This is a genomic window from Curtobacterium pusillum (assembly GCF_007673235.1).
In the GTDB taxonomy this organism is placed as follows: domain Bacteria; phylum Actinomycetota; class Actinomycetes; order Actinomycetales; family Microbacteriaceae; genus Curtobacterium; species Curtobacterium pusillum_C.
This window is the reverse complement of the sequence record NZ_VDZH01000003.1, coordinates 179866-193674: the sequence shown is the minus strand read 5'-3', so window position 1 is coordinate 193674 and position 13809 is coordinate 179866. Positions and strand designations below refer to the sequence as shown.

The window sequence follows — 13809 nt, the reverse complement described above, 5'->3', positions numbered from 1 at the left end:
AGCCTCCAGACCGACGGCTGCGACAGCAGCGGCCGGCCCCGGGGCCCCGGCACGACGCACGAGGACGCAACCCCCATGTCCAAGACGCCAGACCAGGCGCGCCCGTCCACCGACCGCCCTTCTACCTTCCGCGCGATCGCGCGGATCTACCCCTTCGTGAAGCCCTACCAGGGCCGGCTCATCGGCGGCATGTTCGCCGCCATGGGCGCCTCCCTGGTGGCGCTCGCGATCCCCTACGTCCTGCAGTGGCTCGTCGACGGCCCGCTGTCCTCGAAGGACTCCGCACAGATCTGGCCCGCCGGCCTGGGCGTGCTCGCGCTCGGCGTGCTCGAGGCGTTCTTCATCGCCTCGCGCCGTCGGATGGTGATGCGCCCGTCGACCCGCATCGAGACGAGCATGCGGAACGCGCTCTACGCGAAGCTGCAGGACCTGCCGGTGGCGTTCCACGACCGGTGGGAGTCCGGGCAGCTGCTGTCCCGTTCCGTCTCCGACCTGTCGTTGATCCGCCGCTGGCTGGCCTTCGGTGTCGTCCTGCTGGTCGTCAACATCGTCACGATCGTCGTGGGCTTCGTCGTGTTGTTCACCTTCGGGTGGCTTCTCGGCCTGGTGTTCCTCGTCGCGTCGATCCCGCTGTGGATCAACGGGCTGCTGTTCGAACGCCGGTACTCCGTCGTCGCGCGCCGCAGCCAGGACCAGGTCGGCGACCTCGCCACGAGCGTCGAGCAGTCGGTGCACGGCATCCGCGTGCTCAAGGCGTTCGGCCGTGGCCGGTACAAGCTCGACGAGTTCAGCGAGCAGGCCGAGGCGCTGCGCGGCACCGAGATCGAGAAGGCCAAGGCCATCGCGGGCATCTGGCTGTGGCTGCTGCTCGTGCCCGACGTCGCGTTCGCGCTCTGCCTGCTCGCGGGCATCTGGCTCGCCTCGCAGGGGGAGCTCACGGTCGGGCAGCTGTTCGCGTTCTTCGCGACGGCGACGGTGCTCCGGTTCCCGATCGAGTCGATCGGCTTCCTGCTCTCGATGACGTTCGACACGCGCACTGCCGTCGACCGCTTCTTCGAGGTCATGGACTCCGAGAACACGATCACGGACCCGGCGTCGCCGAAGACGATCGCGGAGCCGCACGGTGCGCTGTCCTTCAACGCCGTGCACTTCCGGTACCAGGACTCCCCGCCGCAGTACGCCGACCTGATCAACGGTGTCGAGCTGCAGCTCCGTCCGGGCGAGACCATGGCGCTCGTCGGGCTGACCGGCTGCGGCAAGACCACGCTGCTGTCGCTCGTGCCCCGGCTGTACGACGTCACGGGCGGTTCCGTGACGATCGACGGGGTCGACATCCGCGACCTCACCCGCGAGGAACTGCGGCGCCACGTCGGCGTCGCGTTCGAGGACGCCACCCTGTTCTCGACGACGGTGCGGGAGAACGTCCTGCTCGGGCGTCCGGACGTGTCGGGTGAGGAAGCCGAGATGCTGATGCGCGAGGCGCTCGACATCGCCCAGGCGTCCTTCGTGGACGACCTGCCGGACGGCGTCGACACGCGCGTCGGGGAAGAGGGCCTGTCCCTCTCCGGTGGCCAGCGGCAGCGTCTGGCGCTCGCGCGTGCCATCGCGGCGCGGCCGTCGGTGCTCGTCCTCGACGACCCGCTGTCTGCCCTCGACGTCGACACCGAGGCGCGGGTCGAGGCCGGCCTGCGTCGCGTCCTCGCCGAGACCACGTCGCTCATCGTGGCGCACCGTCCGTCCACTGTGACGCTCGCGGACCGCGTCGCGCTCATGGAGAACGGCGTCGTCACCGCCGTCGGCACCCACTCGGAGCTGATGGCGGACAACGACCACTACCGCTACGTCATCTCGTCGCTCGACGACGACGACGCCACCGCACGAGAGGAGGCGATGGCATGACCCAGCAGACAGACCAGAACCTGCCTGGAGGCACGGCTTCCGTCGACGACACCGCCGAGGGCGCGCAGACTGCCGCGCCCGTCACCGCGTCGATCACCACGCTCGGTGTGCGCGGCGAGGAGCGTGAGGACTTCACCAAGGCCGAGAGCAAGCGGCTGCGCCGCCGCTCCCTCGCCCTGCTCGGTTCCCTCGCCGCGCCGCTCAAGCTCCGGCTCGTACTGCTCGGCATCGTCGTGGTGGTCTCCACCGCGGGGACGGTCGCGGGGCCGGCGCTCATCGCGTGGGGCATCGACAACGCCCTGCCGGCCGTGATGGACCAGAACGACTGGGTCCCGGCGTTCGGGGTCGTCGCGACGTACATCGTCGTGGCGATCCTCGGCGCGGTCCTCACCGCCTGGTACACGGTGCTCGCGGCGCGGATCAGCCAGGCGATCCTGTTCGACCTGCGCAAGCGGGTGTTCCTGCACACGCAGCGGCTCTCGCTGGAGTTCCACGAGACCTACACGTCCGGCCGGATCATCTCCCGCCAGACGAGTGACCTCGACTCCATCCGCGAGCTGCTCGACTCCGGCCTGAACCAGCTCATCCAGGGCGTGCTGTACATGGTGTTCACCGCCATCGCACTCGTGGCGCTCGACCCGACCTCCGGGCTCGTGCTCGCGGTGTCGCTCGTGCCGCTGTGGTTCCTGATCCGCTGGTTCCAGTCGAACTCGCAGACCCTGTTCCGGGCCACCCGTGTCACCTCGGCGCGTGTGATCGTGCACTTCGTCGAGACGATGACGGGCATCCGCGCGGTGCAGGCGTTCCGCAAGGAGAACCGCAACCGCGACGAGTACGGCGGCTTCGTCGAGGACTACCGCGTCGCGAACACCAAGGTGTTCAACCTGTTCGGGACGTTCGACCCGGTGCTCGTGCTCATCGGCAACGCCACGCTCGCGGCGGTCGTCATCGTGGGCGGCTTCCGGATCGTGGACGGCTCGCTCGAGGTCGGTGCGCTGCTCGCGGTCGCGCTGTACGCCAAGCGGTTCTTCGACCCGGCACAGGAACTCGCGATGTTCTACAACGGGTACCAGTCGGCCTCGGCCGCGATGGAGAAGATCTCCGGCGTGCTCGAGGAACGGCCGAGCGTGCCGGACCCCGCGAAGCCGGTGAAGCTGCCGGACGCCACCGGGAAGATGGACTTCGACGACGTCGTGTTCGCGTACAACGCGGGCAAGGTCGTGCTGCCGGAGTTCGACCTGCACATCCCGGCGGGGCAGACCATCGCGCTCGTCGGGTCCACCGGTGCCGGGAAGTCGACGCTCGCCAAGCTCATGGCGCGCTTCTACGACCCGTCGCAGGGCTCGGTCAAGCTCGACGGCGTGGACCTGCGGGAACTCGACGCGAAGGACATGCGCCGGGCGATCGTCATGGTCACGCAGGAGGCGTACCTGTTCTCCGGCACCGTCGCGGACAACATCGCGCTCGGCAAGCCGGGGGCCTCCCGCGCCGAGATCGAGGCGTCGGCGAAGGCGGTCGGCGCGCACGAGTTCATCATGGCGCTGCCCGACGGGTACGACACCGACGTGAACAAGCGCGGTGGCCGGGTGTCGGCCGGGCAGCGGCAGCTCCTGTCGTTCGCCCGGGCGTTCATCGCGGACCCGAAGGTGCTCATCCTCGACGAGGCCACGGCGTCGCTCGACATCCCGTCGGAGCGGCTCGTGCAGGAAGGGCTCGAGACGCTCCTGGCCGACCGGACCGCGGTGATCATCGCGCACCGGCTGTCGACCGTCGCGATCGCCCACCGGGTGCTCGTGATGGAGTACGGGCGCATCGTCGAGGACGGCACCCCGGACGACCTCATCGCCGGCACCGGGCGGTTCGCCCAGTTGCACGCCGCCTGGCGCGACTCGCTCGTGTAGCGGATTGCCGGGCTGCACGACCACCGTTCGCGCCCCCTCCTGAACATCGCGCCCCGTCCCGACGGGGCGCGATGTTCGTTGCGGGGCGCGATCGACCGGCGACACGTGGTTGGCTTGCTCCATGAGCGACGACAGCGTGCAGCCCGGCGGAGTGGCCCTGCGCGACCCCTTCTACGGGGCACCCTTCACCGAGGCCGTCCGCCGGTTCTGGCGGAAGTACACCGTGTTCACCGGGCGGGCGTCCCGCGCCGAGTTCTGGTGGTGGTGGATCACGTCGCTGGCGATCGGTCTCGTCCTGCAGCTCGTGCCGCAGGCGTTCACGCCGGACACCCCGATGCTCGAGAACCCCGTCGGCTCGTACCTGTTCGTGCTGTGGGCCCTCGCGACCCTGATCGGCTCGCTCGCCCTCGGCGCCCGACGGCTGCACGACGCGAACCTCTCCGGCTTCTGGCAGTTCCTGCACGTGCTCGCCGGCATCGGTTCGCTCGTGCTGTTCGTCATGTTCCTGCTCCCGACGAACCCGAAGGGCGCACGCTTCGACGCGTGACCCCGGTTCAGAACGGGTCGTCCGCGTCCGTGGACGGCGACCAGCGCGCCCGGCGCATGTCGATCCTCCAGGTCGTCGTCCCCTGCACGAGCGGCGTTCCCTCGGCGCGGTAGTGCTCGTGCGCCCGCGCCTCGTGGTGCACCGGCGGCCACCCACCGGACCGGACCACCCGCCACCACGGCAGGTCGGAGCCCTCGTGTGCCATCACCTTGCCGACCGCGCGCGACGCCCGTGAACCGAGCGCGGCGGCCACGTCCCCGTAGGTCATCACGTGCCCGGCGGGGATGAGGCGGACGACCTCGGCGACGGCCGCGCCGAAGTCGTCGGCGGCGCCCGTGCCGTCGGCGGGGACCTCGGTCACACCAGCTTCAGGACCGCGAAGTGGTCGCCGTACTGGGTCTCACGGACGACCTCGAACCCGACCGCGCGGAAGAACGGCTCGGGGCTGTCGTCGCCGCCGGGCTCGTAGACGACCGTGAGGCGCTCGAGGCCACGGCTGCGGGCCTCGTCGGCCAGACCGTGCACGGCGAACCGACCGACACCGCGGCCCTGCGCCGTCGCCGACACGTTCACACGCCAGATGGCACTGCGGAGTTCTTCCTCGGAGTTGTCCTCGTCGAAGGTGCCGATGATCATGCCGACGACCTCGTCGCCGTCGAGCACGACACGGGTCCACGCGGAACTGGGCTTCACGTCGGACTCCGCGACGCCGTACGTCGTCGGCTGCACGAACTGTTCCTGCCCGGGCTTGAGCGTCAGGGAGTTCGCCGCCGCAGCGGTCGACGCGGAGAGTTCTTCGAGGCGGAGGTCCGTCATGCCGCTCAGGCTAACGGTGGTACCCGTGCGGGGGCCAGCGCGGCGTCGAGAACGTCACCGCACCGTTGCCGGAGCCGCCCGCGCGGTATGGTCGCGGAATGGCAGAACATCGGCGCGGGGCGAACCTCCCGTCGATCGGCGGGTTCAACCGCACCGTCGTGCTCGACGCGGTGCGCCGCTCGCCCGACGGACTCAGCCGCGTCGAACTCGCCTCGCGCACGGGACTGAGCGCGCAGACGGTGTCGAACGTCACGCGGTTCCTCATCGAGGCGGGGATGATCGCCGAGTCCGGCACGATCGTGTCCGGACGCGGCAAGCCCCGGACCATCCTGCGGCTCGAGGCAGCCAGTCGGTACGCCGTCGGAGTGCACGTCGACCCGGCCGTCGTGACCTACGTGCTGCTCGACCTCGCCGGGACGGTCGTCGCCTCGACCACGACGTCCACGCCGACCGCGGACGATCCGTCCGAGGTCGTCCGCACCATCGCCACCGCGATCGACGGGCTCGTGCGCGACGCCGAGGTCGACATGGACGCGGTGCTCGGCGTGGGCATCGCCAGCCCGGGCCCGATCGACGTGGACGCCGGCGTGGTGCTCGACCCCCCGTTCCTGCCGCGCTGGCGGGACGTGCCGCTGCGTGACGCGCTGTCCGAGGCGACGGGCTACCCGGTGCTCCTCGAGAAGGACGTGACGGCCGCGGTGGTCGGCGAGATGTTCCTGGCGGGGGAGTCCTCGGCGCGGAACTTCGCCTTCGTGTACTTCGGCACCGGGTTCGGTGTGGGTCTCGCCGTCGACCACGAACCGGTCCGCGGTGTGGGTTCGAACGCCGGTGACGCCGGGCACATCATGGTCGACCAGGGTGCCCTCGCCGGGACCCCGGACAGTGCCGGCACCCGGGGTGAGGTCGGCGCGGCCGTCGCCCCGGACCGGCTGGTGCAGATCGCCCGGGACCGCGGACTCCCGATCGACGCCCTCTCGGACGTCGAGTCCGTGGACCGCGCGTGGGACGGGCTCGCCGCTGCGATCGACGCCGGGGACCCGGTGGCGATCGGCCTAGCGGAGGACGCCGGCACCGTGATGGGCAACGCCGTCGTCCTCATCGTCAACCTGCTCGACATCGACCGCGTGGTCTTCGGCGGGCCGTTCTGGTCGCGGGTGGCGAGTGCCGCGCTGCCGGCCGCCCGTGCCGCGATCGTCGAGTCGCCGCTGCTGGTGCCGAAGCACCCGGTGGTCGTCGACGAGAGCGACCGGGGCGCGGACGTCGCCGCCGTCGGGGCTGCCTGCCTCGTGCTCGACGCGGCGTTGTCGCCGCGCGCCAGCGCGCTCCTCATCCGACGCTGATCGACCGGCTCGCGCCGCGGGGGGTCGCGACCAGGGGTGGACTGGAGGCGCGGGGCGGCCCCGCACCGTGCCTCCAGTCCGTCATCGGGTTGCGTCCGGTGGCCGCGACACCTGTCGTTCACCTGGTCGCCACCGGGCGGACGCCCGGGTGCTGAACAGTCGTGCAGGTCCGCCCCTGACCTCCCGAGAAGGACCCTGCATGCATCCCCGTGCCCTGCGCTTCGGCGCGTCCGTCGCAGCCGGCCTCGTCGTCGCCGCCGGCGTCCTCACAGCGACGCCCGCCTCCGCTGCCGTCGGTGACGACGACCCGAACGTCGGGCCCGCCGCCGGGAACGGCCTCGTCGTCAACGAGGTCGAGTCGAACGGTGACGACACCGACTGGGTCGAACTGCGGAACACCTCGTCCGCCGCGATCGACCTGTCCGGGTACGCGTTCCTCGACGACGACAGCTCCCACGACGCCTACGTCCTGCCCGCTGGGTCGACGATCGCCGCCGGCGGGTACTTCGTCATCGACCAGCTGTCCGCGACCGCTCCCGGCTTCGACTTCGGCCTCGGCGGAGCGGACACCGCACGCGTGTACGACCCGGCCGGGGACCTCGTGCTGCGGTACTCCTGGACGACCCACGCGGCGGTCACGTACGGCCGCTGCCCGGACGGCACCGGCGCCCTCGTGGACACCACCGCGTCGACCAAGGGCGCGGCGAACGACTGCTCCTCGCCGGTGCGCATCAACGAGGTCGAGTCGGACGGCGGCACCCCGGGTGACTGGGTGGAGCTGACGAATGTCGGCACGAGGACGGTGGACCTCGGCGGCTACGTCCTCAAGGACAGTGAGGACGACCACACGTACCCGATCCCCGCCGGCACGACGGTGGCCCCGGGTGGCTTCACGGTGCTCGACGAGGCCTCCTTCGGCTTCGGGCTCGGCAAGGCGGACTCCGCCCGGGTCTTCGACCCGCAGGGGCAGCTCGTCGACTCGTACTCGTGGACCGCGCACGCCGCGTCGACGTACGGCCGGAACCCCGACGGCACCGGCGCCTTCGCGGACACCGCCGCGCCGACGAAGGGCGCCCCCAACCGGTTCGCCGGTGTCGTCACGGCCGAGCCCTGGCCCGGCGGCCCGGACGAGACCGTGCTCGACGACGAGGACACCTTCACGGGCGACCTGAGCGGCATCGACTGGACGACCTCCCCGACCTCGGCGCAGGGCCAGCTCTGGGCCGTGCAGAACGGCGACGGGGTGCTCTACCACCTCGTGTCGGACGGCCGGGGCGGCTGGGGTCCGTCGAACGCTGTCGGCACGAAGCTCCACTACGCCGACGGTTCCGGGACGCCGGACGCCGAGGGCGTCACCGTGACGTCGGACGACCCCGGCGCGGTGTACGTGTCGACCGAGCGGAACAACGACGTGTCGTCGACGAGCCGCCCGGCGGTCCTGCGGTTCGCGACGACGTCCGGCGGGGAGTCGACGCTGAACGCGACGGACGAGTGGAACCTCGCCGCGGACTTCCCGGGTCTCGGGGCGAACGCCGGTCTCGAGGGCGTCACCTGGATCCCCGACTCCTGGCTCACCGCGCACGGATTCGCGGACGAGCACACCGGCGCCGCCTACGCCCCTGCCACGTACGCGGGGCACGGAGACGGCCTGTTCTTCGTCGGGGTCGAGGGCACCGCGAGCGTCTACGCCTACGCCCTGATGGATGACGGTTCGTTCCAGCGGGTGGCCACGATCGCGACGCCGTTCTCCGTCGTCGCGGACGTCCAGTTCGACCCGACGCTCGACGCGCTCTGGGTGGTCTGCGACGACGCGTGCTCCGGCCGCATCGCGCTGTACGAGGTGTCCGACGGTGCGTTCACCGCGTCGACCGTGTACGAGGCACCGTCGGCGGCCGACCGCACCCTGGCCAACGAGGGCTTCGCGATCTCGGGCGTGTGCGCGAGCGGCTCACGAGCCACCTTCTACGCGGACGACAACGACACGGACGGGTTCTCGCTCCGGACGGGGACGTACCCGTGCGACGGGTCGACGCCGGGGGACGGTGGGACGCCTGGTGACGGTGGGACGACTCCGACCCCGACGCCGGGTGGTGGTGGGTCGACGCCTGCGCCGAACCCCGGTTCGGATCCGTCGGGTTCGCCGTCGGTGCCGGTGGCTCCGTCGGAGTCGTCGCTGACCGAGGCGAACCGTGGTTCGGTGTCGGCGCCGTCGTCGGCTCGTGCGGGGGAGACGATCACGATCACGGTGGGGACGCAGTACGCGGGCGACCGGGTGAACGTGTGGCTGTTCTCGACGCCGACGCTGCTGGGGACGGTGACGGTCGCCGCGGACGGCACGGTGCGGGCGACGATCCCGGCGGATGCTCCGGCCGGGACGCACCGGATCGTGGTGACGGCGGCGGACGGGACGGTGCTCGGGTGGACGACGATCCGCATCGACCCGGCGACCGGTCAGTTGGCGTTCACCGGTGCCGAGGGGCTCGGCACCGGCGCGGTGGCCGCGTTCCTGCTCCTCGCGGCCGGCGCGGGTGTGCTGCTGGCCCGTCGTCGTCGCGGGGCGCGCGTGCCGGCGTGAGGCCCTGGCCGCGACCAGCTGCCGGACTGGAGGCGCGGTGCCAGCTGGTACCGCGCCTCCAGTCCGTCCCTGCGTGCGTTCCGACCCATCGCGCGTGACCTGGGAAGCGGAATCGCTCGTTGGAGGCAGGAACTTCCTGCCTCCCATGCGCGGAACGACCTCCTACGAGCGGAACGGCCCCCTACGCGCGGAACAGCCCCCAGCCACCCCCGCCCAGCGCGGCAGGCCACGCGCTCCCGATCGGCCCGCGAGCGACGTCGGCGCCGGGCAGTACCGTCGAGACCGTGAGCATCGAGATCCTCCGGTACACCGCGTTCGCCTCCGAGCCGGGCGGTGGCAACCCCGCGGGCATCGTGCTGGACGCAGCCGACCTCTCCGACGACGAGATGCAGGCGATCGCCCGCGACGTCGCCTACCCCGAGACCGCCTTCGTCGTCGGGCACACCCCCACCGGCCCGCACGTCCGGTACTTCTCCCCGGGGGCCGAGGTCCCGTTCTGCGGCCACGCCACGATCGCCACCGCGGTGGTCCTGGCGGAGCGCGACGGCCTCGGGCGACGGGTCTTCACGACGGGCGCGGGTGACATCGCCCTCGATGCGACCTCGACCCCGGACGGCACCGTGCAGGTCGCGATGACGAGCGTGGAGCCGAGCGTGCGACCCCTCGACCCGACCCTGCGCGACCGGCTGTTCGGGCTGCTCGGCCTGGTGCCGGACGACGTCGCCGAGGGGTTCCCGGTCCTGGAGTCCTTCGCCGGCAACCGGCACCCGGTGGTCGTCCTCGCCGACGAGGACCTGTTCCACCAGTTCCGGTTCGCACCGAGCCCTCTCGCGGAGCTCGCGCACGAGGCCGGGTGGGCTGGGACGGTCACGGTGCTGCACCAGACCGCACCGTTGGAGTACGAGGCCCGCAACCTCTTCCCGGTCGGCCGCATCACCGAGGACCCGGCGACCGGTTCAGCAGCGGCGGCCACGGGTGCGTACCTGCGCGAGGTCGGGGCCGTCGCACCGGACGACCGCGTCGTGATCCGGCAGGGGCGGCACGTCGGCCGACCGAGCGTGCTGCTCGTCGATGTCCCGGCGACCGGCGGCATCACGGTCACGGGCGGTGCCACGCCGATCCGCTGACGGGCGTTCCTTCCCAGGACATCTGCGATGGGAAGTCGAATCGGGCGTACCTGGTCAGGACTTCCGACCAGGTACGCCCGATTCGTACCGGTACGCCCGGAAGCGCCCAACGCGCGGGCCCGCGCCCGGAACCACCCGGCGCGTGGACCCCGGCCCCGCTCCGTGACCGCATCGTCACGAAAAACCTCTTGACAGCAATAAGTCAATACGGTGGACTAAGTGTGCGAGCGGGCGATGGAGCCCGCCACCTGTGCAAAGGAGCACCGATGAAACGCACCCGAATCATCGCCGGACTCGCAGCCGTGGCCGTCGCCGCGGTGGGTCTGGCAGGCTGCTCGAGCTCGGGGTCCGCCTCGAGCGACACGATCAAGATCGCGTACCAGAAGTTCGGCGCCTTCCAGCAACTCGACGCCCAGATGAAGGTCGTCAAGAAGGAGTACGAGAAGGACAACCCGGGCAAGAAGGTCGAACTCGTGCCGATCCAGGCGCAGGAGAACGACTACTACACGAAGCTCGCGCTCATGAACAAGGCCCCGGCCACCGCTCCGGACGTCATGTACGAGGACACCTTCCTCATCAAGGCCGACGCGCAGGCCGGGTACCTCCTGCCGCTCGACAAGTACACGGCGAAGTGGAAGGACTGGAGCCAGTTCTACGACAACGCCAAGCAGGCCGGTGAGGGCGTCGACGGCAAGACCTACGGCATCCCGATGGGCACCGACACCCGTGCCCTCTGGTACAACAAGGACATCTTCAAGAAGGTCGGCCTGCCCGTTCCGTGGCAGCCGAAGACCTGGGACGACGTGCTCGCCGCGGCGAAGACGATCAAGGAGAAGGACCCGGGCGTCATCCCGTTCAACGTCTACTCCGGCAAGCCCCAGGGCGAGGCGTCGACGATGCAGGGCTTCGAGATGCTCCTCTACGGCGCGGACGGCTCCGGCAACACGCTCTACAAGGACAAGAAGTGGGTCACGGGCTCGAAGCAGTTCGAGGACTCCCTGAAGTTCATCAAGGACGTCTACCAGGGCGGCCTCGGCCCGACACCGCAGCAGGCGCTCGACAGCCAGGTCGGCACGACGATCGCGCAGACGTGGCTCCCGAAGGGCCAGCTCGCGATCGACCTCGACGGGTCGTGGCAGTCCGGTACGTGGCTGAAGTCCGGCACTGCGCCGTGGCCCGAGTGGTCCGACGTGATGGGCCAGGCGCCGATGCCGACACAGAACGGTCAGGATCCGGGCTACAACTCGATGTCCGGTGGCTGGACCCTCGCGGTGGGCAAGAACTCGAAGAACCCGCAGGCCGCGTTCGACTTCATCTCGACCTTCCTCAACAAGGAGGGCTCGCTGAAGTACGACATCGAGAACAGCCAGATCGCGGTGCGCAAGGACGTCGCCGAGGATCCGTCGTACGACGCTTCCAACCCGACGTTCAAGTTCTTCTCCGGGCTCGTGGAACACACGAACTTCCGCCCGGCGACGAGTGACTACTCCCAGGTCTCGAACGCCATCCAGGTCGCGATGGAATCGGTCATGACGGGGCAGCAGACACCGAAGCAAGCCGCCGAGGCCTACGACAAGAGCGTCGTCGGCGTGGTCGGCAAGGACAACACCACCTCCGGCTGATCGCTGCGGTGACCACCTGACGGACTGGAGGCGCGGAGCACGCCCGCCCCGCGCCTCCAGTCCGTCCTTCCCCACCTTCGGAACCCCCTCCGCACCCGGAAGGCAACCAACCCGTGTCCAGCACCCCCCTCGCGCCGACGCTGTCGGCGCCCGGTGCGCCGAAGCGCACCGATCCGCCGGTCCCGCGCAAGCGGAAGCCGCTGCGGAACGTGGGACGAGCGGTCCCGCTCCTCCCCGCCGTCGTCCTCCTCGTCATCTTCCTGCTCGGCCCGGTCATCTCGTCGTTCTACGGGTCGTTCACCAACTCGGCGCTGACCGGTGTCGGCGCCGCCGACCAGCAGTTCGTCGGCCTGAAGAACTACCTCGAGCTGTTCCAGGACCCGGACTTCCCGAAGTCCGTCATCCTCACGATCGTCTTCCTGCTCGCCTCCGCAGTGGTCGGGCAGAACGTGCTCGGCCTCGGGCTCGCGCTCCTCATGCGCAGCGCCCACAAGGCCGTCCGCGCGATCGTCGGCACCTTCGTCGTCGCCGCGTGGGTGCTGCCCGAGATCGTGGCGTCGTTCGCGGCGTACGCGTTCTTCAACGACAAGGGGACGCTCAACGAGTTCCTCGCGTCGATCGGGATCAGCGGGCCGAACTGGCTCTACACGTACCCGATGCTCGCCGTGATCCTGGCGAACATCTGGCGCGGCACGGCGTTCTCGATGCTCGTGTACTCCGCCGCCGTGCAGGAGGTCCCCGAGGAGATCACCGAGTCCGCCGAGGTCGACGGCGCCACCGGCTGGCAGCGACTCGTGTACATCACGCTGCCCGTCATCCGCCGGTCGATCTCGACGAACCTCATGCTGACGACGCTGCAGACCCTGTCGGTCTTCACCCTCATCTACGTGATGACCGCCGGTGGCCCCGGGACGGACTCGTCCACGCTGCCGATCCTCGCCTACCAAGAGGCGTTCAAGTTCTCGCAGCTCGGCTTCGGGACGGCGATCGCCACGATCCTGCTCGTGGTCGGCGCGGTCTTCTCGATCATCTACATCAAGGCACTGAAGCCGGAGGTGGACTGATGGCACTCACCGCCGACCGTCCCGTGTCCAACGCCACCCGTTCGGTGACCGCCCCGGGTGCGCTCCACATGACCTCCCCGCGCGGCCGCACGATGCGCTGGGTGTCGAACATCGTGCTGCTCGTCATCGCGCTGTGCTTCGCGGTGCCGCTGCTGTGGCTCGTGCTCGCCTCGGTCGACCCCGACGCGTCGCTGTCGGTGAAGGTGCCGTCGACGTTCACGCTCGACAACTTCACGAAGGTCCTCACACCGGAGTTGTCGTTCATCCCGCTCGCGAACAGCCTGCTCATCTCCGGCGGTACGGCGCTCGTCACCGTGGTGTTCGCGCTGCTGGCGGCCTACCCGCTGTCCCGCTACAAGATGCGCGTCAACAAGCCGTTCCTGTACGGGATCCTGTTCGGCACCGGCCTGCCGATCACCGCGATGATGGTGCCGGTCTACGCGCTGTTCGTGTCGCTCAACCTCATCGACAACGTGTGGGGCTGCATCTTCTTCCTCGCCGCCACTTCGCTGCCGATGGCGATCTGGATGGCGAAGAACTTCATGGACTCCGTGCCGATCTCCCTCGAGGAAGCCGCCTGGACCGACGGCGCCTCGATGATGACCACGCTGACGCGCATCGTCGTGCCGCTCATGCGCCCGGGCATCGCCGTGGTGTTCATCTTCGTGTTCATCCAGGCGTGGGGGAACTTCTTCGTCCCCTTCGTCCTGCTGCTCTCGCCCGACAAGGTGCCCGCCGCGGTGAGCATCTTCAACTTCTTCGGGCAGTACGGGGCGGTGGCGTACGGGCAGCTCGCGGCCTTCTCGATCATCTACTCCGTGCCCGTCATCGCCCTCTACGTGCTCGTGTCCCGAGGCCTCGGCGGCGGCAACGCCCTCGCCGGCGGCATCAAGGGCTGAGCGCCCGTCCCCGCCCTGC

General features: G+C 70.1%; 11 protein-coding genes. 9 read left to right on the top strand and 2 right to left on the bottom strand.

The annotated features are described in order from the left end of the window. Positions 1-75: 75 nt before the first annotated feature. The 3 genes from FS532_RS09315 to FS532_RS09305 all read left to right on the top strand — a co-directional run bounded on the left by FS532_RS09315 (position 76) and on the right by FS532_RS09305 (position 4347). Positions 76-1899: an ABC transporter ATP-binding protein gene (locus FS532_RS09315; protein WP_144753133.1), complete on the top strand. Its 1824-nt coding sequence runs from the start codon at positions 76-78 to the stop codon at positions 1897-1899. 92 nt (positions 1900-1991) lie between these two features. Continuing rightward, positions 1992-3800 carry an ABC transporter ATP-binding protein gene (locus FS532_RS09310; RefSeq protein ID WP_079239069.1) on the top strand — a complete coding sequence of 603 codons (1809 nt, stop codon included), beginning with the start codon at positions 1992-1994 and terminating at the stop codon, positions 3798-3800. 121 nt (positions 3801-3921) lie between these two features. Continuing rightward, entirely contained in the window at positions 3922-4347 is a 426-nt protein-coding gene (locus FS532_RS09305; protein ID WP_144753130.1) for a DUF805 domain-containing protein, read from the top strand. 7 nt (positions 4348-4354) lie between these two features. Here the strand turns inward: FS532_RS09305 and FS532_RS09300 are convergent, their stop codons facing one another. Both FS532_RS09300 and FS532_RS09295 read right to left on the bottom strand, forming a co-directional pair. Continuing rightward, positions 4355-4708, bottom strand: a complete 354-nt coding sequence (locus tag FS532_RS09300) for an MGMT family protein (protein WP_144753127.1) — start codon at positions 4706-4708, stop codon at positions 4355-4357. Continuing rightward, positions 4705-5163 (bottom strand): GNAT family N-acetyltransferase, encoded by a 459-nt coding sequence (locus tag FS532_RS09295; RefSeq protein ID WP_144753125.1) that lies wholly within the window; start codon positions 5161-5163, stop codon positions 4705-4707. The genes FS532_RS09300 and FS532_RS09295 overlap by 4 nt, the downstream gene beginning before the upstream one ends. A 98-nt stretch (positions 5164-5261) precedes the next feature. On the opposite strand from FS532_RS09295, the gene FS532_RS09290 reads away from it, so the two are divergent. The 6 genes from FS532_RS09290 to FS532_RS09265 all read left to right on the top strand — a co-directional run bounded on the left by FS532_RS09290 (position 5262) and on the right by FS532_RS09265 (position 13790). Beyond that, positions 5262-6503 (top strand): ROK family transcriptional regulator, encoded by a 1242-nt coding sequence (locus tag FS532_RS09290; RefSeq protein WP_144753122.1) that lies wholly within the window; start codon positions 5262-5264, stop codon positions 6501-6503. Positions 6504-6702: 199 nt separating this feature from the next. Continuing rightward, on the top strand, positions 6703-9078 hold the full coding sequence (locus tag FS532_RS09285) for a lamin tail domain-containing protein (RefSeq protein WP_144753119.1): 2376 nt from the start codon (positions 6703-6705) through the stop codon (positions 9076-9078). A 284-nt stretch (positions 9079-9362) separates the two neighbouring features. Further along, positions 9363-10205 carry a PhzF family phenazine biosynthesis protein gene (locus FS532_RS09280; protein ID WP_144753116.1) on the top strand — a complete coding sequence of 281 codons (843 nt, stop codon included), beginning with the start codon at positions 9363-9365 and terminating at the stop codon, positions 10203-10205. A gap of 266 nt (positions 10206-10471) precedes the next feature. Next, a complete protein-coding gene (locus FS532_RS09275) occupies positions 10472-11827 on the top strand; it encodes an extracellular solute-binding protein (protein ID WP_144753113.1) in 1356 nt (451 codons plus the stop codon). Between the two features lie 113 nt (positions 11828-11940). Beyond that, positions 11941-12891, top strand: coding sequence for a carbohydrate ABC transporter permease (locus tag FS532_RS09270; protein WP_097181192.1), 951 nt, complete (start codon positions 11941-11943; stop codon positions 12889-12891). Beyond that, the gene (locus FS532_RS09265; protein ID WP_144753110.1) at positions 12891-13790 is read left to right on the top strand and encodes a carbohydrate ABC transporter permease; all 900 of its coding nucleotides are present in this window, start codon (positions 12891-12893) and stop codon (positions 13788-13790) included. Before FS532_RS09270 ends, FS532_RS09265 begins: the two co-directional genes overlap by 1 nt. Positions 13791-13809 lie beyond the last annotated feature (19 nt).